Consider the following 23,402-nt stretch of genomic DNA (forward strand, 5'->3'; position numbering starts at 1 on the left):
TTACTGTTTTTATCATTCCGAGGAACGAGGAATCTCTTTACTATAATTCAGATTATGAGATTCCTCGTGCCTCGGATGACAACATTGTGGTGAAAACTATTTTAATTTCTCAAAAAAGAAAGGTGTATAACTCGGCAATAATTCAGGATGCAAAATCTTTACTAAATCTTTCAATACAATATCCGGTCGGTTGGGGGCCAATTCATAATACAAAATACCGCCTGTTTTTCCTTTCTTGCCACTGAACGAATATACATTTTTATTTTTGAAAGCTTTGAATTTTGTATAATGCGGATTGGAATTAGTCATTTCGGATAAAGTTGAAAATTGTCCCGAAGTAATCCAAAAATCAGCATCTTTTGCTTTGAAATATACAGTTTCAAAAGACAACGATAAACTTCCTGTTCCCGAAGTTTCTTGCCAAAGATAATTGCCATTGGCTTGTTTTAAAAGCAAACTTCCCCAGCTGCTGCCTTTGGGCAAATACCAGCGGTCTTCAAACATATCGCCAGCTAAAATAGTGGGAGTAGTGGTAGCTCTTTGTGCTATTTCAACTGTATTCAAAAAGTCTTTTTCAATTTTAGAAAAGATTTCGTTGGCTTCTTTTTGTTTGCCATACAACGCTCCGAAAAAGGTAATCCATTCGGCTTTGCCTAAGGCGGTTTCTTCGTTCCAATCGCCATTCAGCATTATTTTTAAACCACTTTTTTGCAGATTATCCAAGGTTGGATTTTTATTGTCAATACCGTAGCCAATGATAACATTAGGTTGTAAGTCAAGAATTGCTTCGGTATTTAAATCATGGTTGTTGCCTAGTTCTTTTACTTTATCGGCTTCAATTCGGGTTCTTACTTTTTTAGAAGAAATATAATCGCAATGCGGAAAACCAACTAATGAATTTACTTCGCCTAACATTTCTAAAGACGGAATATGTGTTGTAGACGTCACTACAATTGTATTTATCGGAACAGCAATAATGATGTTTTGTTTCAAGCTATCGGGAACAATTCCGTTCTTTTCTTTTAAAATATACCTATAGGTTTGGGTCGCTTTGGGCCAAGGGTTTTTAACCGTTACTACGGAATAGCCCTTATAATTTTGAATCGAAAATCCTTTGGCGTAACGTACTGTATTTCCGGAAGCAATAGTTGTTTCCGACTTGGTTTCCTTCTTGCAACTTTGAAGGAACATGACAAGAAACGACACTAAAATTTTTGAGGTAATGGATTTCATATTACTTTTTTGCAACTGCCACAAATGTAAAACGAAACCCGTAAAGAATACGTTTTATTTTTTTACCAATTTGTAATTGGCTTTTTGACCGTTTTCAAAATCGAGAGTTAAGATATACATTCCATTGCTTAATTGGGAAGTTTGATTGTCTAATTCCGATTTAGAAGAAGTTGATATAATTGTTTTTCCTGTAATATCAACGATGGTATAGTTGGTAATGGTTTGCTCTGTTTCTATATTGAAATTATCTGAAAATGGATTTGGTGAAATTAGGGCTTTTGTTTTTTCAAATTGTGGGTTTGAAAGCATAACGCCTCCATTAACTATCTCAGTCCTTTCAACAACAGAAGAATAATTTAACAAAGCAGTATTCAAAAGGTTTTTGTCACAATCACAAACAGCAGTGTAATATCTTAAAGTGCTATTTACAGAAGATGATGGGTAACTTTGAACATAATAAAAAACATTAAAATCTAGGAAAATAGTATTTAAACCAGCATCATTCGTAACGATAATATTACCTGAAGTTCCAACAGGTGAACCAATGTTTAAATCAACCAATTGCATTCTTAAAGCATCTGAAAATTCATAATTGTTAGTAATCTTGGCAGATGCTACTACTGTTGAGTAAGCCTGCAAATCGGCAATCATTTGTGCAGGATAAGTGCCTCTGATAATTTTTATTTTTGCAAAGTAAGGGGGATAAGGGTGTACTTCATTGTTTTCATATCCTTCAGTAACATTATATGTTGAAAAGATAGCATTCAATCCTGCATCATTAGAACTATTCATACTAATATAATTAAAACCATTCCATGAGTAATTTGCAGTTCCAATATTGGCATTAACTAACCTTATTTCAATTCCAGGCTGGGCAAACGCAAAATTTGCAATCAAAAGTAACAGCAGTAACTTTTTCATAATCATGAATTTATAAGTTGTGGTAAAGTTATAAAAATATTTTCAATTTAATTCTGTTTTCTATATTACATTTACACCCGAATTAAGGTTGCGATTCTGTTTTTCAAAATCGCATTAAAAGGGAATCGGGTGATTGAAGATTGATGAGTAACGATTGAAGATTACAGAACTAAAAATCTGAAATCAATAATAAACATTCAAAAATCAAAAATCCCGAGCTGTTCCCGCAACTGTAAGCTATTATACCGAAGTATCGGGACTGTTGTTATCTACAAAACCACTGTTTGTAGATTTAGGAATTAGGAACTAGGAATAGGGATTTTTTTAAATCCCAAATCTAAAATCCCAAATCCCAAATCCGAATGGGAAGGTCAACAATAAGACGCAAGCCAGGAGACCTGCCTCATTTCATCGAGTAACAAACTTTCGGGACAAAAGGTTTGGGTATGGTAAATTCTATACTTTTCTCCCAAGATTATTGAATGATTGTTGAATTTTAAAAATGAAAAAAACAGTTAAAGCACTTGCTGTACTAGCATTGCTAAACACTTGCGCCTATGCACAAGAGCAGGATTCTACCAAAGTGAATTCCTTACAAGAAGTGGTGATTTCCGATACCAAATTTGCACAGCGCAAAGAAAAATCAGGGAAGGTAATCGAAGTAATTACCGCGTTAGATGTGGCCAAAAAAGCGGGACAATCTCTGGCAACAGTTTTGAGTCAAGTTACGGGTGTTGAAATTAACGGAAACCAATCGGCTAACGGAAAAAATCTAGGCTATTACATTCGAGGCGGTAAAAACAGACAAATTTTAATTCTAATTGATGGTATTCCGGTAACCGATGCCTCTGGAATTAGTATAGAATATGATTTACGTTTGTTGCCAGTAGAACAAGTAGAGCGCATCGAAATTATGAAAGGCGCTGCAAGTACTTTATACGGAACGGGTGCCGCTACCGGAGTTATCAATATTACACTCAAAAAAGCAGCTAAAAAAGAAATTCAAGGAAATGCCTACCTAAATATTGGCTCCAATAATACAGCTAACAATCATCATTATAACGGACAAGATTTTAATCAAGGACTTTCTGTTGGTGGTGAATTTAAGAAAGTAAACTATTTTGCGGGATTCAATAGTACCGAATCCAAAGGAATGTCTCAGATTGCCGAACCCAATTCTACTTCAAACTATGAAAACGATTCTTTTTCGAGACAAAATCTTTTGACAAAACTTGGTTTTAAAGTGACCAATAATTTGTCTTTAGATTTTTTTGGGAATTACGATAAAATAAAAAACGATTACGACGGAACTTTTGACAATACCGATTTTAATGATACGGATACTAATATCACTACTTCGGAACAACTGCGTTTTGGGTTTTCTCCAAAGTATAAGTATAGAAAAGGGGAATTCGTATTGAATTCGGGTTTTACCAAAATTACAAGGGATTATAATGAATTAAATACGTTTTCAAATACCGTAGATTATTCGGTTTATGATTCGAGAAGTGTTGTAATTGATGGGTTTAATAAATACAATGTAAGCAAAGAGTTTTTAGTGATATTGGGAACTAATTATCAATATAATGATATGAATAGCAATACGCCATTTAGTTCTATTGAAAATGAAAACACCACTATTAATATCATCGATGGGTATACCACGTTGGTCTACAATTCAGATTATGGTTTGAATGTTAATGCCGGTGCTCGATTAAATAATCATAGTGCCTATGGAAATAATTTTGTGTATAATTTTAATCCGTCCTTTAATTTTAAAACTTCTTTTCCGTTGAAAGTTTTGGCTTCGTATAGTACTGCTTTTGTAACGCCAAGTTTGTACCAATTGTATTCAGAATTTGGAAATTCTGATTTAACGCCTGAGAAAAATGTAACCATCGAAGCGGGTTTTGAAACCGAATTGATAAACAAAAAGGTGAAACTGAATGCGGTGGCTTTTTATCGTGATCAAACCAATGCCATCGATTTTTATTTTGACCCAGTTACTTTTGATGCCTTTTATATAAATGTTAACGGAGAAACCAAAGCAAAAGGAGTAGAGACTTCGTTGAATATTGCATTGACATCAAAATTGCAACTAAACGGAAATTATACGTTCACGCAAGTTGACAAAGCCTTAGACAGGTTAATTCCAAAACACAAAGCCAATGCAAGCATTGGTTTTCAGCCAACAACAAGAACATTCTTAAGTCTAGACTATCAGTATTTTAATGCTCGAAACGATGCTTTTTTTGATGGAACTACTTTTGGTGTAGTAACTACTAAATTGGATTCCTACCAACTGGTAAATGCTTCAATAAAATATGAATTAATTAAAGGTCGAATGACCATTTTTGGAGCCGCAACAAATATATTAAATGAAGAATTCGTTGAAAACATTGGGTATTCCACCCGAGGCAGAAACTTCAGAATTGGTTTGAATATTATATTGTAATTTTTGAAATGAAAAGCAATAGAAAGAGTATTTTTTTTGGACGAAATACGATTGTAAGAATAGCAATTCTACAAGATTTAAAGATAAAGGTATAAGATTTTTAATTTGTAGCTATGTAAATTTATAGTACTAAAATTAGTAATTATGAAAACTTTATTCAACATTCGAAATGGCGTATTGATGGTAATGGTAGTGCTATTACTTTCATGCGCAAGCCACTATGCAAATCATGGAACCGCTTCTGATAGAACGGGAACAAACGGTGCTACTAACGGAACGGGTAAAGTGCCGTTAGGGAAATAACACAAGTACAGTTTTTAAATTGTAAAATTGTAAAGAACCTTTTTGAGTGCTTTTTTATTAGTTTGATTTTGTTATCTTTGATTGGACGATAAAATGACCTAACCAAACTAATAAAAAACACAAATTACGAAATGAAACAAACGACCAATTCCATACTCATGATTCGTCCCGTTGCCTTCCGAATGAATGAGCAAACAGCCGTAAATAATTACTACCAAAAAGTTCTTGACGGAGTATCACCAGAAAACGTAAATGCAAAAGCACAGCAAGAATTTGATGCGTTTGTAGTCAAATTGCGAAAAGTAGGTGTACATGTTATTGTTGTTGAAGATACTGTAGAACCCAATACTCCAGACAGCATTTTTCCGAACAATTGGATTTCATTTCACGAAAGTGGTGATGTCGTTTTATATCCTATGTTTGCTGAAAATCGTCGTGCCGAACGAAGAGAAGATATCTTAGATATTTTAGAAGATGAAGGGTTTGTCATTAAAGAAATCATGGATTATACGCAAGCCGAAGATGATGGCGTATTCTTAGAAGGCACAGGAAGTTTATTATTAGATCGAGAAAACGACAAAGCCTATTGCGCACTTTCACCCAGAGCCGAAGAAGAATTAATGATAGAGTTTTGCGAAGATTTTGAATTTACGCCTGTCATTTTTGAAGCTTTTCAAACGGTAAACCTGCCTGACGGCAAGGCAGGTGGTAAAAGAGAATTGATTTATCATACGAATGTGATGCTTACTCTCGGCGATACTTTTGCCGTAATTTGTGCCGATTGCATTGACGATAAAAAAGAACGAAAAATGGTGCTGGATAGTCTTCGTGGCGACGACAAAGAAATTATTCTAATTACCGAAGAGCAAGTCAATAACTTTGCTGGAAATATGCTTGAAGTTAAAGGGAAAAACGATGAGCGATTTTTGGTAATGAGTGAATCAGCTTATAAAAGTTTAACAAAAAAACAAATCGCACAATTAGAAGCTCATGTTCAAATCATTCACTCTAGTTTAGATACAATAGAAGCTTGTGGCGGTGGAAGTGCTCGATGTATGATGGCCGAAATTTTTCTTCCAAAAAATTAAATTACATAAAATTAAAATCCCAAATTCCAATAACAAGCCATTGGAGTTTGGGATTTTTTATTTGGAATTTTTACAAATTAATTATTCATTTTTATGAAATGATAACCGCCTTTTGTAGCGCCCCAAACTTGTTTTCCTTCTTTATCAAATCCTTGATCCCAAGAAACAATTTCATTTTTTGTAACGGTTACTATAGAGTTTGCAAAACTCGCACCTCGTAATTCACTAGGGCACGTTTTATCTCCAGTAGCACCTGAAAATTTGTTTTTACTTTCTCTTTTCAACGTTACTTGACAGCCTTCTTTCAATTCGATATCGGATTGCGTAAGTTTGTCATAAGATTCTGGAGTTGCCCATTTACCAATCCAATCTTTTTCGTTTTTAATTGTAAATATTTCACTGATAAATTTTTCTCCGTCTTGATGAACTTTATACACTCTAACACGATACGGTTTGTCTTGGGTGTCAAACATGGCTTGTTCAACAAAAAGATAATTCCCTTTTTCTTTCCAAATGGGAGTCATTCGGAGTGAAATATTATAATAATCGGTATCTTCTTTTGATTGAATTTCAGAAGAATAATGCCCTTGCATGATGGAAACTATCTCATTCAATTCGGAGCTGTTTTTTGATGATTGATTTTGACCCGATTTACAACTTAAGAATACGGTAATTCCAGCGAATAGTATAAGTATTTTTTTCATGATTATAAAATTATATTCCTCTGATAATACTTAAAACCGCACTGATGATATATTGAATCCCGATTGCTATGGTTAGAAAACCAATAATTCTCGATATAGCAACAATTCCAGATTGTCCAAGTATTTTTGCCAGATAATGAGCACTTCGCAAAATTAGGAAAATTATAAATGCTACCACTAAAATTGCTGAAGAAGAAAGAATACTATCATTTGTTGTATTATGCTCTTGATAGAAAGCAATTAATAGTGATATCGAACCAGGACCAGCGAGCATCGGCATAGCCAATGGCGTTAAAGCAATGTCATTTCGGTTTTCAATGTCTTGTTGCACTTTTTTATCGATACCTCTATTTTTACTGAATTTACCATTCAATAAAGAAAAACCTGAACTTGCAATGATGATTCCACCAGCTATTCTAAGTGCACTAATCGTTATCCCAAAAAAAGACAAAACATATTGCCCAATAAAAAAAGAGATTATCAGAATAATAAAAACATTGATGGCGGTCCAAAGTGCTACTCGAGAACGTTCTTTTTTGGTATAATCCACTGTCAAACCAACGAATATTGGCACGGTTCCAATTGGATTAAGTACTGAAAAAAGAGCTGCTAGTAGAAAAATAAATAGTTCCATAGTTTTTTTGCAAAGATACCTTCTGAGTTTTACTTTAAATATTAAATAGAAGTTAAATAAACCTGCCCAAATATAAAGATACCATTATCTTTGACACCAAGAAATGAAACCCATGAAAAATAAAAAAACGGTGGTCCTTGGTGCTACTACAAAATCGGATCGATATGCTTATAAAGCCATTACAATGCTTGTTGAAAAAGGGCACTCCGTTCTTGCTATTGGTCAAAATCAAGGGGGAGTTGCGGGAGTTAAAATTTATACCAAACAAATTCCACTTGCCAATATTGATACCGTTACCTTGTATTTAAATCCGTTACGTCAACGCGATTACTACAATTACATCATCGAAACCAAGCCAAAACGGGTTATCTTCAATCCAGGAACAGAAAATCCACAATTTTACCAATTACTAGAAAGCAACGGAATTAAAGTGGAAGTAGCATGTACGTTGGTATTGTTGGCTACAAATCAATACTAATACCTTGTGTTTAAATCGGTTGGCTTGCTAATCATTATTAGTCCAACAAACGTAATCAAACCATTTATAATTATTAATTCTTCGGCAAATTCATAGTTGCCAAAAAGTACTTTTGAATACAAACTCAATAAGAATGTTAGTGTTGGCGCTATGATGCAAATTATTGGAACTAGATTTTCGTTGACTGTTTTCTTTTTAACAAACAACCCAAAAGCATAAAGTCCCAATAGCGGACCATAAGTTAAAGCCGCAATCTTAAAAATCAAGCTTACCACTGAAGCATTATTAAAAAAGTTAATCAAAAGAATCACCAATAGCATTAAGAATGAAAATCCAATATGAACCAAATGGCGCGTTCTCACAATATTGGGTTTGTTTTGATTTTCAGATTTATCCATTCCAAGAAAATCAACGCAAAACGAAGTGGTTAAGGCGGTTAATGCCGAATCCGTTGTGGCAAAAGTTGCTGCAGTTAGTCCTAACAAAAAGATTACAGCGGGAACGATTGTCAGATGATTGAAAGCAATCTCTGGAAACAATAAATCGGTTCGAACGACATCGTTTACCATGGGAACAGCGATTCCGTTTTTCTCCGCATACATGTATAGTAAGGCTCCAACACTCAAAAAGAAAATATTAATAATCACAAAGATTCCGGTAAAAGTGTACATGTTTTTTTGCGCTTCACCAATAGTTGCGCAGCTTAAGTTCTTTTGCATCAAATCCTGATCAAGTCCAACCATTGCTATGGTAACAAACATTCCGCCAAGAATTTGCTTTACAAAATGAGTGCTTTTCAACCAATCTTCAAAAAAGAAAACTTTCGAGTAATTACTGTTTTTCACCGCTTCAAATGCTTCTCCAAAAGAAAAATTCATGCTGTCGCAAATGAAATATATAGTCAGAAATACAGAGGAAACTAAGAAAAAAGTCTGTAAAGTATCGGTAATGATAATGGTTTTTAATCCACCGCGATAGGTATAGGCAAAAATCAACCCTAATGAGATAAAAACCGTTGCCCAAAACGGAACATTAAAAGCATTAAAAAGATAGCGTTGCAAGACTAAAACTACCAAATACAGACGAGCTGCAGAACCAATTGTACGGCTGATTAAGAAGATGAATGCGGCAGTTTTATACGATACATTTCCAAGACGTTGTTCAATATAACCATAAATCGAAGTCAAATTCATTCGGTAGTACAAAGGAAGCAAAACTCTAGCAATCAGTAAAAAGCCAAGTGCATTGCCCAATACAAATTGAAAATATTTAAATTGAATGTCTGATGAGCCAACCTGTCCCGGAACCGAAATAAAAGTTACGCCAGACAAAGCAGTGCCAATCATTCCGAAAGCTACTAGGTACCATTTTGAGTTTTTATTGGCTTTAAAAAAAGTATCATTATCAGTGCTTTTTTTAGTCATGATATTCGATATAAAAATCAATAATCCGAAATAAATAACAATGATAATGAGTATGGTTGTTGGCGACATAAGTTGTATTTTACAGTGAGCCAAAATACAAAAAAGAATATAGAATAATGAAAATAGATAATAGACATAGTAATTAATTGTAAAATTTGATAGTAGAAAGTTTCTATGTTCTTTTCTCTATTTTCTTTTCTCTTTTTACATATTTTTGCGCAATGGAATTTTCTTCAAAATTACTCGAGAAAGCGGTAAACGAAATGGCACAATTACCCGGAATTGGGAAGCGTACTGCTTTGCGATTGGTATTGTATTTACTCAAACAACCTTCGGAACAAACCCGATTTTTATCACAAGCACTCACAACTATGCGAGAGGAAATCAAATTTTGTAGTAGTTGTCATAACATTTCCGATGCTGAAGTTTGTGAGATTTGCAATAATCCGAAGAGAAATCGTAAAATAATTTGCATTGTAGAAGATGTTCGTGATGTCATGGCAATTGAAAACACAAATCAATTTAAAGGAATTTACCATGTTTTAGGCGGAAAAATTTCACCGATTGAAGGTATTGGACCAAGTCAGTTAACTATTTCATCATTAGTAGAAAAAGTGAAGTTAGGAGAAACCGATGAATTGATTTTTGCGCTAAGCTCAACGATGGAAGGCGATACCACTAATTTTTACATTTTTAAGCAGATAAAAGATTTTACCGTAAAAACATCAACCATTGCTCGTGGAATTGCAGTGGGCGATGAATTGGAATATGCTGATGAAGTGACTTTGGGGCGTAGTATTCTAAATCGAATTCCGTTTGAAAACACTTTAAAAAATATATAGTAAATAATAGCAAACTACATTTTTGTAATTAGAATTGAAAAACTATCTTTGTTTGCTAATTTTTATGAAAAATAATGAACCAACCTAAATTATATTTACTGTTACTTTTTACTGTTTTATTTACTTCCTGCATACCTACTAAGGATTTAATCTACTTACAAGAGAAAGAAAACACTAAAAACGAAGTAGTAGAGCAAGTAAATCAAAAACCGTATCGACTCCAAACGACGGATATCTTAATGATTACTATAAAAGCTATTGACCCAAAACTTGTAGAAATTTTTAGCACTAATTCAACTCAACTTGGTAATAATGGTTCGGAGATGGTGAATTATTTTAATGGATATTCAGTAGATGATCATGGGAATATTAGATTGCCAATTCTTGGGGAAGTTAATGTTTTAGGTTTTACAGTTGAGGATGTTAGGATTAAAATTGAAAAACTCCTAAATGAAAAATACTTTAAAACAGAAGCAGGAATATTCGTTGTTGTTAAATTATCGGGATTCAGATATACTATAAATGGAGAAGTATTAAATACAGGAACAAAAGTATTGTATCAGGACAAAGTAAATATTATGGAAGCAATCGCAAATTCTGGTGATATAACTATTACAGGCGATAGAAAAGATGTAAAAGTAATGAGAAGATATCCTCAAGGAAGCGAAACTTTTAGTATTGATTTAACCGATAGTAATGCAAGTAACGCTCCTTGTTTTTATTTACAACCCAATGATTATATTTATGTCAAACCTCTAAAACAAAAGAGTTGGGGAACAGGGAAAACAGGTATAGAGTCCTTAACTACAGTGATAACATTATTATCCTTAGCAACAACAACTTTTTTGTTGCTTAGAAATTAACACCCACTTTTCATGTTAGACGTAAAAGATTTCACTTTTTTTGATAAAAAAAATAGCTTCGATTTTAAAGGATTTTTAATTAAAACTTTAAGTTATTGGAAATGGTTTTTAGTAGGATTGATCATTTCTTTTTCTATTGCACATCAGGTTAATGTTAGAAAGCAAAAAATATATGGTGTTGAAACCACTATCGCTATCCAAGAGGAAAACAATCCCTTTTTTACATCCAATACAAGCTTAGTTTTTAATTGGGGAGGAACATCTGACAAAGTTCAAATGATTTCCACAACACTTAAATCAAGGTCTCACAACGAATTGGTTGTAGATAAATTACAGTTTTATGTTGATTATATGAAGCAAACCAAATATTTCTTAAAGGATGTATATGGTGATCTGCCGTTTACTGTAACCATCGATAAAGCACAAAATCAATTGTTGGATGAGTTTGTTAAGGTTAAAATGCTTTCTAATGATACCTATCAATTATCTGTTACTTTTCCATCTAATTCGGTAGAAGTAATTCGATATGCTGATGCTAAAAAATCTTTTATCAAGGTTGAGAATAAAGAATTTAAGAGAGTTTACAAAGTAGGTGAAGATGTAAATTTACCTTTTCTTCATTGGAGATTGACAGCGGTTCCTTATACTGGTGAAAACTCAAATGAGGAAATTTTAGTTCGTTGTTATAATTTTGACAATACTGTTACTGCGTGTATGAATATCAATGTAACAATCGATGAAAAAGCTGGTTCTATTTTAAAATTAAGTACTCAAGGAAATAACAAAAACCGAATGGTTGATTTGTTGAATACTACTGTAGAAGTATTGATTAAAAGACAATTGGATAGTAAAAACAAGTTTGCAGACAACACCATTGAATTTATTGATGAAAAGTTAAAAGAGATGGAAGGAGATCTCGAAGATTCTGGTAATCAATTAAAAGAATTTGGAAGAAATAATAATATTATTGATATTGAAGAGGGAGGCGAAGGTTATAAGTTACAATTACTTGATTATGATGAAAAAAAAGATATAGTTGAGCGAAAATTATCGTATCTAAACACCCTAAGTAATTATCTTAAAAATAGCGTAGATTATTCTAAATTACCTGCTCCAACAGTTGCGGGTATAGAAGAACCCAATATAAATTCAAATGTTGCCAAATTAATTTTACTTTCTATTCAAAGATCAGAATTGGCATACTCAATCAAAGGTGGTGTTTATTATGAAAGAATTGATAATGAAATGTCATCGGTTAAAAGAGTATTAATTGAAAATGTAAATTCCTATCGAAACGCATTACAGTATGATTTAAGTAGAGCAAATGAGAAGATTGCAAAGGTAGAAAACGAAATTAGTAAGCTTCCTGAGAACAAACAAGAATGGTTAAATATTTCAAGAAAGTACAATTTGAGTGATAATATTTATAATACCTTTCTTCAAAAGAGAAGTGAAGCTTCTATAGTTAAGGCAGCAAATTTATCCGATATTGTTTTTATTGATCCTGCAAAAGATGTTGGAGGAGGCTTATTGGGTCCAAAAACAAGTGTTAATTATGTGTTAGCTTTCTTCATGGGACTGATTATTCCTTTGATATTGGTTTTCTTTATTTTCTTTATTAGTAATTCTGTTCAAAATGTTGAAGATATTTCTGCTAATACACAGTTACCCTTGATTGGTATTGTTGGGGTGAAACACTCTGAAAGCAATTTATCTGTATTTGAAAGGCCAAAATCGGCACTTTCAGAATCATTTAGAGCTATTCGTTCCTCTTTACAATTTTTGTTTAAAAAACAAAAAGTTGATGGTGCCAAAACAGTAATGTTAACCTCGTCTATCAGTGGTGAAGGAAAGACATTCTGTTCTTTGAATATCGCAACTGTTTTTGCGTTAAGTGAAAAGAAAACAATCATTTTGGGACTCGATTTAAGAAAGCCCAAAATCTTCGATGATTTTAATATCCAAAATGAACTTGGAGCTGTAAATTACTTAATAGGCGACAACGCCTTGGAAGATGTCATCCAAAAAACACATATTCCGTTTCTAGATGTAATTACATCAGGACCAATACCACCAAATCCTTCGGAACTTATTCTTGGAGATTCGATGAAAGAAATGATTGATGAGTTAAAGAAAAGCTATGATTATATTGTTCTTGATACACCTCCCGTCGGATTAGTTTCGGATGCATTAGAGTTGTCACAGTTTTGCGATGTAACGCTTTACGTTGTTCGTCAAAATTTTACCAAAAAAGAAATGTTGGTATTGCTTAACAACAGAACCAAACGAGATGAGCTACGCAATGTAAGTATTGTATTTAATGGCTATGAAAACAAAGCAAAATATGGTGTTGGCTACGGCTACGGCTACGGCTACGGCTATAGCTATGGCTATGGTTACGGAAGTGGTTACCACGAAGAAGATGAGCCAACCGAGTTTTTTGCTAAATGGAAGTATCGTTTGTTAAAAAAATTAGGGAAATGATAGGAAATAAAACAGCTATTTTAATTACGGGTGGTGCAGGATTTATTGGCACTAATCTTTGTGAGTATTTTTTATCTCGAGGGTATTTTGTTAGTTGCTTAGATAATTTTTCTACCGGCTTTAAACATAATATTTCCGATCTTTTAAAGAATGAAAATTTCAAACTTATAGAAGGTGACATTCGTAATTTGGAACAATGCAAAGAGGCAGTTGTAAATGTTGATTATGTCCTTCATCAGGCTGCATTAGGTTCAGTTCCGCGGTCAATAGCTGACCCAATAACGAGTAATGAGGTGAATGTTTCAGGTTTTTTAAACATGCTTGTCGCATCAAAAGAAGCCAAGGTAAAACGGTTTGTTTATGCTGCAAGTTCCTCTACTTATGGGGATTCAGAAAGTTTACCAAAAATAGAAGAGAAAATCGGCAAACCTCTTTCTCCTTATGCCATTACAAAATACGTGAATGAGTTGTATGCTCAAATTTTCAGTAATACCTATGGTTTAGAAACAATCGGCTTGCGTTATTTTAATGTATTTGGAAGAAAACAAGATCCAAATGGCGCTTATGCAGCAGTGATTCCAAAATTCGTAATGCAATTGATGAAACATGAAAGCCCAGTTATTAACGGGGATGGAAATTATTCAAGAGATTTCACCTATATTGATAATGTAGTTCAAATGAACGAATTGGCGATGCTGACTCAAAATCCGGAAGCGATAAACACCGTTTACAATACTGCATTTGGAGACAGAACCACCTTAAATGAAATGGTTACTTATTTAAAAGAATATTTATCAGAATATGATGCGGAAATTTCAACTATTAAAGTAATACACGGACCCAATAGAGCTGGAGATATTCCTCATTCTTTGGCAAGTATTGATAAAGCAAAAAAAATATTAAACTATTCTCCAAAATATTCATTTCAACACGGTTTGAAAGAGGCTGTAAAATGGTATTGGGAAAATTTAAAATAGCATATTTAGCATGAAAATTAAAAACATTTGTTGTATCGGAGCAGGTTATGTAGGTGGACCAACAATGGCGGTTATTGCACAAAAATGTCCGGATATTAAGATTACTGTAGTCGATTTAAACGAAGCTAGAATAGCGGCTTGGAACGATGAAGATGTCAATAATATTCCAATATATGAACCAGGATTAAATGAAATAATTAGAAATGCTCGAGGGAAAAATTTGTTTTTTTCTACCGATGTGGATAAAGCCATTGATGAAGCTGATTTGATATTTATCTCAGTAAATACACCAACCAAAACCTATGGTAGTGGAAAAGGAATGGCAGCCGATTTAAAACATATTGAACTTTGTGCCCGACAAATTGCTAAAGTGGCCAAAAACAATAAAATTATAGTCGAAAAATCAACCCTCCCGGTGAGAACCGCAGAAGCATTAAAAAGTATTTTGGATAACACCGGAAAAGGGGTGCAATTTCAAATTCTTTCCAATCCAGAATTCTTGGCAGAAGGAACTGCGGTTCAAGATTTATTAAATCCGGATCGCGTTTTAATTGGTGGAGATAGCACACCTGAAGGGCAAAATGCTATACAATCATTGGTCGATGTTTATTCGAATTGGGTGCCAAGAGATCGTATTTTAACTACAAACGTATGGTCATCCGAATTATCAAAATTAGTAGCTAATGCCTTTTTAGCGCAACGTGTTTCTTCTATAAATGCCATTTCTGAATTGTGTGAAAAGACCGAAGCTAATGTTAATGAAGTGGCAGAAGCTATCGGAATGGATAGTAGAATTGGACCAAAATTCCTAAAAGCCTCGGTGGGTTTTGGAGGTTCGTGCTTTCAAAAAGATATTTTGAATTTAGTGTATATCTCTAAAGCTTTCGGCTTAAACGAAGTGGCTGATTATTGGGAACAAGTAATCATCATGAACGACCATCAAAAACGTCGTTTTTCAAAAAATATTGTACAAACACTCTACAATACGGTATCTGGTAAAAAGATAACCTTTTTAGGATGGGCATTCAAAAAAGACACTAATGATACTCGTGAATCGGCTGCAATATATGTAGCAGATGATTTAATAAATGAACAGGCAAAGATTACTTTGTTTGACCCCAAAGTGGCTCAAAAACAAGTCTTGTCCGATTTGGATTATCTTGAAACTAGAAAACCAACAGAAAATGAGAAGCACATTTCAACTTGCGACAATCCTTATGATGCCTGTAAAAATGCACATGCCATCGCTGTATTGACCGAATGGGATGAGTTTAAGGATTATGATTGGCAAAAAATTTATGATAACATGCTAAAACCAGCTTTTGTTTTTGATGGTAGAAATCTGTTGGATGGAGAAAATCTTAAGTCAATTGGTTTTGTATATCAATCTATTGGCGTTAAATAAAAAAAGTATATTTGCTTCCTTTTTAAAAATTAAATTTTATGAATATTAAAATAGCAGTAATTGGATTAGGATATGTTGGATTGCCATTGGCACGTTTATTTGCCACAAAATATCCTGTTGTTGGTTTTGATATTAATCAGAACAGAATTCAAGAACTGAACTCTGGTATTGATGCTACGTTAGAAATCGATGAAAGCACATTAAAAAATGTACTTGTAAATTCAACTAGTAATGCAAACGGTCTTTTCTGTAGTAGTACTATAGAAGTCATTAAAGATTGTAATTATTATATAGTAACGGTTCCAACTCCGGTTGATAAAAATAACCGCCCCGATTTGACGCCGTTATATAAGTCAAGTGAAACGGTTGGTAAGGTTTTGAAAAAAGGCGATATCGTCATTTATGAATCAACAGTTTATCCTGGTGTTACTGAGGATGAGTGTATCCCTGTTTTAGAAAGAGTAAGCGGATTAAAATTTAATGTTGATTTTTTTGCAGGCTATTCCCCCGAAAGAATCAATCCAGGTGATAAAGAACATACCGTTGAGAAAATTTTAAAAGTAACTTCGGGATCCACTCCAGAAATTGGACAGAAAGTAAATGAGTTATATAAATCCGTTATTACAGCTGGAACACATTTGGCACCATCAATTAAAGTAGCCGAGGCAGCAAAGGTTATCGAAAATTCACAACGCGATATTAATATTGCTTTCGTAAACGAACTAGCTAAGATTTTTAATTTACTTGAAATTGATACTCATGCTGTTTTAGAAGCTGCCGGAACCAAATGGAATTTCTTACCCTTCAAACCCGGATTGGTTGGTGGACACTGCATTGGAGTTGACCCTTATTATTTAGCTCAAAAAGCGCAAGAAAAAGGATACCATCCCGAAATTATTTTAGCTGGAAGACGATTAAATGATAGTATGGGAGAATATGTAGCTTCGCAAGTAGTGAAGTTGATGATTAAAAAAGGGGTTGTTATTAACGGCGCTAAACTGTTAATGCTGGGAATCACTTTTAAAGAAAATTGTCCTGACGTTCGTAATACTAAAATTGTAGATGTGGTTCATGCTTTGGCCGATTACGGAATTCAAGTATCCATTTTCGACCCTTGGGCAAAACCATCAGAAGTACAGCATGAATATAAATTGACAACAACAACGCAATTGCCAGCAGATTCTTTTGATGCGATAGTTCTTGGAGTAGCTCATAAAGAATTTACTACTATCGATTTATCGAAATTGAAAAAACCTAACGGTGTTTTATTTGATGTAAAAGGAGTATTGACTGAAAAAGCGGACGGAAGATTGTAAAAGTTTCACGCAAAGCTCTCAAAGAGTTTATGCAAAGAGCACCGAGTTTTTTTAGTAATTTTGATTTGCTCTTTTAATACAAAAAGTAGTGTGTTTTTATATACTTTCTAGATATTTAATAAATTGGTCTTTGTGCCCTTTGCGAAAAGTATCAGCGTTCTTTGCGAGAAATATCTTTTTTAAATGATGACAGAGAATGAACTATCATATAAAATAATTGGAGCTGTAATTGAACTGCATAAGCAAATTGGACCAGGTTTATGAGAATCTGTTTATGAGAATGCGCTGGCTTATGAATTACGTTCTTTGGGATTAGACGTTTCGCAACAGGTATCTATGCCATTTGTTTATAAAGAGGTTCATTTAGAAGTTGGTTATAGAATAGATATTTTGGTTGAGAATAAAATTATTCTCGAAATTAAATCAGTGGAAAGTTTAGCACCTATTCATTATTCTCAACTTTTGACTTATTTGAAATTATCGGATAAACGATTGGGATTGTTGATTAATTTTAATTCAAAGTTGGTTAAAGATTCCATTCACAGGATAGTTAATGAGTTGTAGTTAGTTAAAAGTTTCACGCAATGTGTGTTTGAGTTTTTGGAAACCATTTATATAAATAATTTTTACCTTTGTGGCCTTTGCGAGAAAACTTTGCGCACTTCGCGTGAAAAAAAAATTTATTTATGAAAAAAATTTTAATAACCGGCGGAGCAGGTTTCATTGGTTCTCACGTGGTGAGACGATTTGTAACAAAGTATCCTAGTTATCAAATTTTTAATTTGGATGCTTTGACGTATGCCGGTAATCTTGAAAACATCGCAGATATTGATCAATTACCCAATTACACTTTCGTGAAAGGCGATATTGTTGATGCCGATTTTATCAATGACTTATTTCAAAGACAGCAGTTTGATGGCGTGTTGCATTTGGCAGCCGAGTCGCATGTAGATCGTTCCATAACGGATCCGCTGGCCTTTGTGAAAACCAATGTTATCGGAACAATGAACCTATTAAATGCTGCAAAAACCATTTGGGCAGCCAACTTTGATGGCAAACGATTTTATCATATTTCAACCGATGAGGTATACGGAAGTCTTGGGGCAGAAGGTTTGTTTACCGAAACTACACCGTATGATCCCAATTCTCCTTATTCGGCTTCCAAAGCGAGTTCAGACCACTTTGTCAGAGCGTATGGAGAAACCTATGGATTGCCTTATGTGATTACCAATTGCTCTAACAATTACGGACCCAATCATTTTCCGGAAAAATTAGTGCCTTTGTTTATACATAATATTATCAATAACAAAGCATTGCCGGTGTATGGTGACGGAAGATACACCCGTGATTGGTTATACGTAATTGATCATGCCATAGCCATTGATTTGGTTTTCCACGAAGGGAAAAATCACGAGACTTATAATATTGGAGGTTTTAACGAATGGCAAAATATTGATTTGGTAAGATTATTGTGCCGTCAAATGGATACTAAGTTAGGAAGACCAGCAGGCGAATCTGAAAAGTTGATTACCTATGTAAAAGACCGACCAGGACATGATTTGCGCTATGCCATTGATGCTTCTAAAATAAACAGAGAATTAGGATGGAAACCATCAGTAACTTTTGAACAAGGATTAGAAAAAACCATCGATTGGTACTTATCTAATGAGGAATGGCTAAAGAACGTCACTTCGGGTGAGTATCAAACCTATTACGAAAAGCAGTATCAATAAGTTTATTTGATTTATAGATGTAAAATATCCGCGTTAGCGGATTTTTTTTGTCTTTTTCTAAATGCACAACTGTCAATTTGATAATTATTGATACATATAATTAGAGATCGACTAGATAATTTAGCGGGTGGGTGAAATTATTAAAAACGTCACTTCGATTTTTTTGTATCTCGTCTTCTGGGACAAGAAGAACAAAGAAAGTATCGACCCGAGCCGAAGGCGAACTGAGTGTAAGCTAGAACCGTTTATAATGATATTTTTCTTGTTCTGACATCCTGAGTGAATTCGAAAGACGATTTTTTTTTCCGAAGTTTTATTAGAAAATTGAAACTGACGAAAAATTATCATCAAAAATTAATTACACCCAAAGGGATAAACAATTTACTAAAAAGTAATACTTTATAAAAAAGAAAACGTTTATGTAGTGGTATAAGTTTTTTTTAGCATTGTAACAGACTTATCTAATGTAGTACATCGGTGAAAAAATGCAGTTCATCTAATATTATAGTTGTGTTATTAAAAAGTTAGCAAAAAATCATTCGCATATTAAATAAGATACTTAAATTTATAATCAATAATTTTAAATAATATTAAATATGAATTTAAACTACAATGTTTTTGATAAAGGATTGGTATCTTTTATTAAAAAAATGCAAGTGTTTAAGGTTGATCAAATCAATCAAAAAACAAAACACTTACTTGGCTCTTTATTTTTATTATTATCATTGATAATAGGACAAAAAGGATTTGCGCAAGTAGCAAACTACACTTTTTCTCAAAGTACAGGAACTTACACACCGATAACAGGTGGTTCAAATTTAAATGGATTTACAAGTTTTACTAATACATCTTTTTTAGACGATAATAGTTCTACTGCACTTGAACCTATTGGTTTTAACTTTACTTATAATGGTGTAGTTTACACTCAATTCGGATTTAATGCAAATGGATTTATTACATTAGGAGCGTTGCCTATTTCAAGTTATAATTCCTTGTCTACTGGTACCTCAAACAATGTAATATCAGCATTAAATAATGATTTAATGGGTAGAGGTACCTTTTTAATCAATAGAACTAGTGGAAGTCCAACAGTAACCGTTACATCTGGAGATATCAGCTTAATTAGCGTTGGAGATAAAGTTTCAGGAACTGGAATACCAGCAGGCGCTACAGTTTTATCGAAAACTGCAACTACAGTAACAATGTCTGCAAATGCAACTACCACTGGTTCAGGATCCCATTTCCGCTTTTCTACACCAAATACAGGTATCCGTTATGAAACTATTGGAACTTCGCCAAACAGGACCTTGGTAGTTCAGTGGACAGGATTCCATAGATATACTACAAATGGAGCGTTTGGGGAATTATACAACTTCCAAATAAGACTATCAGAAGGTACTAATAACATAGAGTTCGTATACAACATTCAAGGACCTACTTCAACTACAGCTAATCAATACCAAGTTGGATTAAGAGGAAGTTCTAATGCAGATTTTAATAATAGAACTTCAACAACTTCATGGTCTGCTAGTACTGCGGGAGCAACTAATGCAAGCACGCTAACTTTATCAAACACAGTTAAACCGGCTACAGGCTTAACATATACTTTTGTTCCACCTGCACCTCCAGCATGTACTTTACCTAGTTCAGTTTCAATAACATTAACAAGTGCAACAACCGCATCAGTTAGTTGGTCGGGTGCTGCTTCTGCAGTGGTAGAATGGGGTGCTTCAGGTTGTGTTGCAGGTACGGGTGCAACTGCAGGTGCTTGTGGAAGTGTAGTGTCAGGATCTTCTCCACAAACCATTACAGGTTTAACTTTAGGAACTGCCTATTCAGTATATGTACGTCAAGATTGTACAGGTTCAGGTAATGGATATAGTACTAATGTAAATACGCCATTTACACCAACAGCTGGTGAATCATGTACTATTACACAAACTATTACTGTAGCTCCTGATTTAGGTTCTGCAGTAAATACGTTACTAACAACAGGTTTAACTTCTGATGGGCCAAACGGAACTTGTAGTAACTCTACAGGTAATCCTAGCAAAAGAGACCGTTGGGTTTCTTTTGTGGCGCCAACTTCTGGAAATAAAGTAATTATTACTACTTCATCAGGAACGATATCAGATGCCGTAATGCAAGTGTGGTCAGCATGTCCTGCTTCGGGTATTGCTTTAGGATGTAGTGATGACGTTGTTGGTAATATGCCACAATTGGAGTTTTGTTCTTTAACTCCTGGTGCCACGTATTATGTTCAATTATGGCCTTATAGTGATACTGCAGGTAATTTTAATATAAGAATTTACGAAGATGTTGTTTGTGCAGTACCTCCTGCAAATGATGAGTGTGCAGGGGTAGAAACGATTACAGTTGGTGCTCCAGGTTCTTGTCCTGGCGCTGCTACTTCAGGAACTACAGTCGATGCTACTGCAACTCCGGGTGTGGTAAAAACTACTTGTGATGCCTTTGGTACCTATAATGATGTGTTTTATAAATTTAATTCAGGTGCTAATACTTCTCTAAATTTTGCTTTTACAAATTTAACAGGTACAAATGAATTTGGTATCTATACTGATTGCGGATTAACGTATGGTGGTATTTGTTCATCATCATCATTAACAACTAATATAACTGGTCTTACCGCCAATACAGATTATTTTATCGTTGTTTGGGCAAATAGTGCTGCAGTTGCGGGTACATTCTCAATCTGTATTTCAACGCCTCCTGCACCTAATTGTGTGGCGGCGCCTACAGCTCCTGCAAACGCTTCAACTACGGTTAATCCTTGTGCAGTTACCTTATCTTGGCCTGCAGTGCCCGGTGCTTTAACGTATGATGTGTATCTTGATGCTGGTGCAGGACCTGCAACTACATTAGTTTCTCCTGCTCAAGCAGGTACTTCTTATGTTGCTGGTATATTAGCTGGTACTACAGGTTATTCTTGGAGAATAGTTCCTAAAAATGGTACAGGTGATGCTGTAGGTTGTTCCGATTTTACATTTACAACTACTGGTGCTCCAGCGTGTACGACTTTAACAGCTCCTGCTGATTTAGCAACTATTTGTGCAGGTCCAACAACCTTTACTTGGGCTGCTGCAGCGGGTGCAACGTCATATGAAGTATATTTAGATACGGTTTTAGTTTCAACTCAAGCCGGAACATCATACAGTCAATCTGTAGCTGCTGGTCCTCATGCTTGGAGCATTGTGCCATTAAATTGTATTGGTGCCGCAACAGGTTGTGTAGATTTTACCTTTACAGCTAATGGAAATCCTACTGGAGATACTTTTGCTACTGCCATTGATTTAGGGGTAATTACTGCTTCTACAAGTGCAAATGGAGATAATCAAACATCTAATTGTTGGAGAAATGACTATACCACAACTTCTACTCCTGGTAATAGTTTGGCTAGACCGGGTAATGAAGTATTCTATAAATTTGAAATTACTGAATGTGGTAGTTTAATGGATATTGGAACATGTACTTCTAGTTTCGATACCTATGTGCATTTATTAAATGCAGCCGGTACTAGAATTAATGGAGATGATGACTCTTGTACAACTCCTAATACTGCAGGCTCTTTACTGACAACATTAGCATTGAATCCGGGGATTTACTATTTAGTTGTTGAAGGATATGATGCTGCCGCATTAGGTACATTTACCCTTGACTTAACGTATGTTTCTGGTACACCACAAATCACGTATTATCAAGATAGTGATGCTGACGGATTTGGAAATTCAGCGGTTTCTCAATTGGCTTGTACGCAACCAGTAGGTTATGTTACTGATAGTTCAGATTGTAATGATGCCATAACGTATTATACGGATTCAGATAATGACGGATTTGGTGCATTACCTAAATTAGCTTGTGGTACAGTTACCAACACTGCTGATTGTGACGATGCTACAGTTCGTTGGGCTGATGTTGATGGTGATACATTCGGATCAGCTACCGTAAAAGTGGCTTGTGGAGGTGTTACAAACAATACTGATTGTAACGACAATCAAATTCAATATTTTGATGGAGATTCTGACAACTACGGAACAGCAGTTCAAGTAGCTTGTGGTGTTGTACTTACTGGCGATTGTAACGATGCCAATCCAGCAATCAGACCAAATGCAACTGAAATATGCTACAACGGTATCGACGACAACTGTAATGGTTTTGTTAATGAAACTGCTTGTGTAGTTCCTACCGTAAACATGACTTCAACTACGGCTACCTTAACTACGTTTTCAAATGCAGTTGCAGCGAATCTGTATTCATTGTCACCGTATACGAATCTTAAGTATCGCTTTATCATTACTAAGATACAAACAGGACAAGCAAACGAGGTTCAAGAGGTTACTTTACCAACGCGTTATGTAACGATTCCCGGACCGATGCGTTCGTATACGGCAACGTATACTATTAGTGCAGCAGCGGTTATCAATGATGAGGTATTGGCGTATCAAGGAAATACAATGACTGTAACGCCACCGGCTGTACCTGCGATTACGTTGTCTACAGGTTCATGTGGTGCTACGTTAACTA

Annotated in this window: 17 protein-coding genes, 1 pseudogene and 1 riboswitch; of the genes and pseudogenes, 13 read left to right on the top strand and 5 right to left on the bottom strand. The window is 34.6% G+C overall.

Features of this window, described 5'->3' with window-relative positions; translation table 11 throughout:
* Positions 1–96: 96 nt before the first annotated feature.
* Together ACIQ2L_RS10945 and ACIQ2L_RS10950 are read right to left on the bottom strand one after the other, a co-directional pair.
* A complete protein-coding gene (locus ACIQ2L_RS10945) occupies positions 97–1,233 on the bottom strand; it encodes an ABC transporter substrate-binding protein (RefSeq protein ID WP_396158695.1) in 1,137 nt (378 codons plus the stop codon).
* Between the two features lie 54 nt (positions 1,234–1,287).
* A complete protein-coding gene (locus tag ACIQ2L_RS10950; RefSeq protein WP_396158697.1) occupies positions 1,288–2,154 on the bottom strand; it encodes a T9SS type A sorting domain-containing protein in 867 nt (288 codons plus the stop codon).
* Positions 2,155–2,222: 68 nt separating this feature from the next.
* Positions 2,223–2,575: riboswitch (cobalamin riboswitch) on the top strand.
* Between the two features lie 81 nt (positions 2,576–2,656).
* Here ACIQ2L_RS10950 and ACIQ2L_RS10955 point away from each other — a divergent pair.
* The 3 genes from ACIQ2L_RS10955 (at position 2,657) to ctlX (ending at position 6,000) form a co-directional block, all read left to right on the top strand.
* Positions 2,657–4,609: a TonB-dependent receptor plug domain-containing protein gene (locus ACIQ2L_RS10955; protein ID WP_396158699.1), complete on the top strand. Its 1,953-nt coding sequence runs from the start codon at positions 2,657–2,659 to the stop codon at positions 4,607–4,609.
* Between the two features lie 144 nt (positions 4,610–4,753).
* Positions 4,754–4,912 (top strand): hypothetical protein, encoded by a 159-nt coding sequence (locus tag ACIQ2L_RS10960; RefSeq protein WP_396158701.1) that lies wholly within the window; start codon positions 4,754–4,756, stop codon positions 4,910–4,912.
* Between the two features lie 131 nt (positions 4,913–5,043).
* Positions 5,044–6,000 carry a citrulline utilization hydrolase CtlX gene (ctlX, locus tag ACIQ2L_RS10965; RefSeq protein ID WP_396158703.1) on the top strand — a complete coding sequence of 319 codons (957 nt, stop codon included), beginning with the start codon at positions 5,044–5,046 and terminating at the stop codon, positions 5,998–6,000.
* Between the two features lie 77 nt (positions 6,001–6,077).
* Here the strand turns inward: ctlX and ACIQ2L_RS10970 are convergent, their stop codons facing one another.
* Both ACIQ2L_RS10970 and ACIQ2L_RS10975 read right to left on the bottom strand, forming a co-directional pair.
* Positions 6,078–6,704 carry a chromophore lyase CpcT/CpeT gene (locus ACIQ2L_RS10970; RefSeq protein WP_396158705.1) on the bottom strand — a complete coding sequence of 209 codons (627 nt, stop codon included), beginning with the start codon at positions 6,702–6,704 and terminating at the stop codon, positions 6,078–6,080.
* A 10-nt stretch (positions 6,705–6,714) separates the two neighbouring features.
* Complete coding sequence (locus tag ACIQ2L_RS10975) at positions 6,715–7,338, bottom strand: MarC family NAAT transporter (protein ID WP_396158707.1); 624 nt, start codon at positions 7,336–7,338, stop codon at positions 6,715–6,717.
* Between the two features lie 112 nt (positions 7,339–7,450).
* Here ACIQ2L_RS10975 and ACIQ2L_RS10980 point away from each other — a divergent pair, with 112 nt between their 5' ends.
* Positions 7,451–7,816, top strand: coding sequence for a CoA-binding protein (locus ACIQ2L_RS10980; RefSeq protein ID WP_396158709.1), 366 nt, complete (start codon positions 7,451–7,453; stop codon positions 7,814–7,816).
* Here ACIQ2L_RS10980 and ACIQ2L_RS10985 read toward each other — a convergent pair.
* Positions 7,813–9,309 carry a sodium:solute symporter gene (locus tag ACIQ2L_RS10985; RefSeq protein ID WP_396158711.1) on the bottom strand — a complete coding sequence of 499 codons (1,497 nt, stop codon included), beginning with the start codon at positions 9,307–9,309 and terminating at the stop codon, positions 7,813–7,815. The genes ACIQ2L_RS10980 and ACIQ2L_RS10985 overlap by 4 nt on opposite strands.
* Before the next feature lie 152 nt (positions 9,310–9,461).
* Between ACIQ2L_RS10985 and recR the strand changes: the two genes are divergently transcribed.
* The 9 genes and pseudogenes from recR to ACIQ2L_RS11030 form a co-directional block, all read left to right on the top strand.
* Positions 9,462–10,082: a recombination mediator RecR gene (recR, locus tag ACIQ2L_RS10990; RefSeq protein WP_396158713.1), complete on the top strand. Its 621-nt coding sequence runs from the start codon at positions 9,462–9,464 to the stop codon at positions 10,080–10,082.
* A gap of 74 nt (positions 10,083–10,156) precedes the next feature.
* A complete protein-coding gene (locus ACIQ2L_RS10995; RefSeq protein ID WP_396158715.1) occupies positions 10,157–10,945 on the top strand; it encodes a polysaccharide biosynthesis/export family protein in 789 nt (262 codons plus the stop codon).
* A 12-nt stretch (positions 10,946–10,957) separates the two neighbouring features.
* Positions 10,958–13,429, top strand: coding sequence for a polysaccharide biosynthesis tyrosine autokinase (locus tag ACIQ2L_RS11000; protein WP_396158717.1), 2,472 nt, complete (start codon positions 10,958–10,960; stop codon positions 13,427–13,429).
* Entirely contained in the window at positions 13,426–14,406 is a 981-nt protein-coding gene (locus ACIQ2L_RS11005) for an SDR family oxidoreductase (protein ID WP_396158719.1), read from the top strand. Before ACIQ2L_RS11000 ends, ACIQ2L_RS11005 begins: the two co-directional genes overlap by 4 nt.
* A gap of 10 nt (positions 14,407–14,416) precedes the next feature.
* Entirely contained in the window at positions 14,417–15,811 is a 1,395-nt protein-coding gene (locus ACIQ2L_RS11010; protein ID WP_396158721.1) for a UDP-glucose 6-dehydrogenase, read from the top strand.
* 38 nt (positions 15,812–15,849) lie between these two features.
* A complete protein-coding gene (locus ACIQ2L_RS11015; RefSeq protein WP_396158723.1) occupies positions 15,850–17,127 on the top strand; it encodes a nucleotide sugar dehydrogenase in 1,278 nt (425 codons plus the stop codon).
* A gap of 276 nt (positions 17,128–17,403) precedes the next feature.
* Positions 17,404–17,691, top strand: a pseudogene (locus ACIQ2L_RS11020) (GxxExxY protein); the annotation flags it as partial.
* 122 nt (positions 17,692–17,813) lie between these two features.
* The gene (rfbB, locus tag ACIQ2L_RS11025; protein WP_396158725.1) at positions 17,814–18,860 is read left to right on the top strand and encodes a dTDP-glucose 4,6-dehydratase; all 1,047 of its coding nucleotides are present in this window, start codon (positions 17,814–17,816) and stop codon (positions 18,858–18,860) included.
* Between the two features lie 596 nt (positions 18,861–19,456).
* Positions 19,457–23,402, top strand: a 3,946-nt coding sequence (locus ACIQ2L_RS11030) for a MopE-related protein (RefSeq protein WP_396158727.1), incomplete at its 3' end; no start/stop codon positions are given.

Origin of the sequence: Flavobacterium sp., from assembly GCF_044369455.1 — a bacterium.
Lineage (GTDB): Bacteria > Bacteroidota > Bacteroidia > Flavobacteriales > Flavobacteriaceae > Flavobacterium.

What these genes read in the sequence shown, in the direction of transcription:
- ACIQ2L_RS10945 (WP_396158695.1), bottom strand. Translation starts at nt 1,233, where the DNA reads ATGAAATCCATTACCTCAAAAATTTTAGTGTCGTTTCTTGTCATGTTC.
- ACIQ2L_RS10950 (WP_396158697.1), bottom strand. Translation starts at nt 2,154, where the DNA reads ATGAAAAAGTTACTGCTGTTACTTTTGATTGCAAATTTTGCGTTTGCC.
- ACIQ2L_RS10955 (WP_396158699.1), top strand. Translation starts at nt 2,657, where the DNA reads ATGAAAAAAACAGTTAAAGCACTTGCTGTACTAGCATTGCTAAACACT.
- ACIQ2L_RS10960 (WP_396158701.1), top strand. Translation starts at nt 4,754, where the DNA reads ATGAAAACTTTATTCAACATTCGAAATGGCGTATTGATGGTAATGGTA.
- ctlX (WP_396158703.1), top strand. Translation starts at nt 5,044, where the DNA reads ATGAAACAAACGACCAATTCCATACTCATGATTCGTCCCGTTGCCTTC.
- ACIQ2L_RS10970 (WP_396158705.1), bottom strand. Translation starts at nt 6,704, where the DNA reads ATGAAAAAAATACTTATACTATTCGCTGGAATTACCGTATTCTTAAGT.
- ACIQ2L_RS10975 (WP_396158707.1), bottom strand. Translation starts at nt 7,338, where the DNA reads ATGGAACTATTTATTTTTCTACTAGCAGCTCTTTTTTCAGTACTTAAT.
- ACIQ2L_RS10980 (WP_396158709.1), top strand. Translation starts at nt 7,451, where the DNA reads ATGAAAAATAAAAAAACGGTGGTCCTTGGTGCTACTACAAAATCGGAT.
- ACIQ2L_RS10985 (WP_396158711.1), bottom strand. Translation starts at nt 9,309, where the DNA reads ATGTCGCCAACAACCATACTCATTATCATTGTTATTTATTTCGGATTA.
- recR (WP_396158713.1), top strand. Translation starts at nt 9,462, where the DNA reads ATGGAATTTTCTTCAAAATTACTCGAGAAAGCGGTAAACGAAATGGCA.
- ACIQ2L_RS10995 (WP_396158715.1), top strand. Translation starts at nt 10,157, where the DNA reads ATGAACCAACCTAAATTATATTTACTGTTACTTTTTACTGTTTTATTT.
- ACIQ2L_RS11000 (WP_396158717.1), top strand. Translation starts at nt 10,958, where the DNA reads ATGTTAGACGTAAAAGATTTCACTTTTTTTGATAAAAAAAATAGCTTC.
- ACIQ2L_RS11005 (WP_396158719.1), top strand. Translation starts at nt 13,426, where the DNA reads ATGATAGGAAATAAAACAGCTATTTTAATTACGGGTGGTGCAGGATTT.
- ACIQ2L_RS11010 (WP_396158721.1), top strand. Translation starts at nt 14,417, where the DNA reads ATGAAAATTAAAAACATTTGTTGTATCGGAGCAGGTTATGTAGGTGGA.
- ACIQ2L_RS11015 (WP_396158723.1), top strand. Translation starts at nt 15,850, where the DNA reads ATGAATATTAAAATAGCAGTAATTGGATTAGGATATGTTGGATTGCCA.
- rfbB (WP_396158725.1), top strand. Translation starts at nt 17,814, where the DNA reads ATGAAAAAAATTTTAATAACCGGCGGAGCAGGTTTCATTGGTTCTCAC.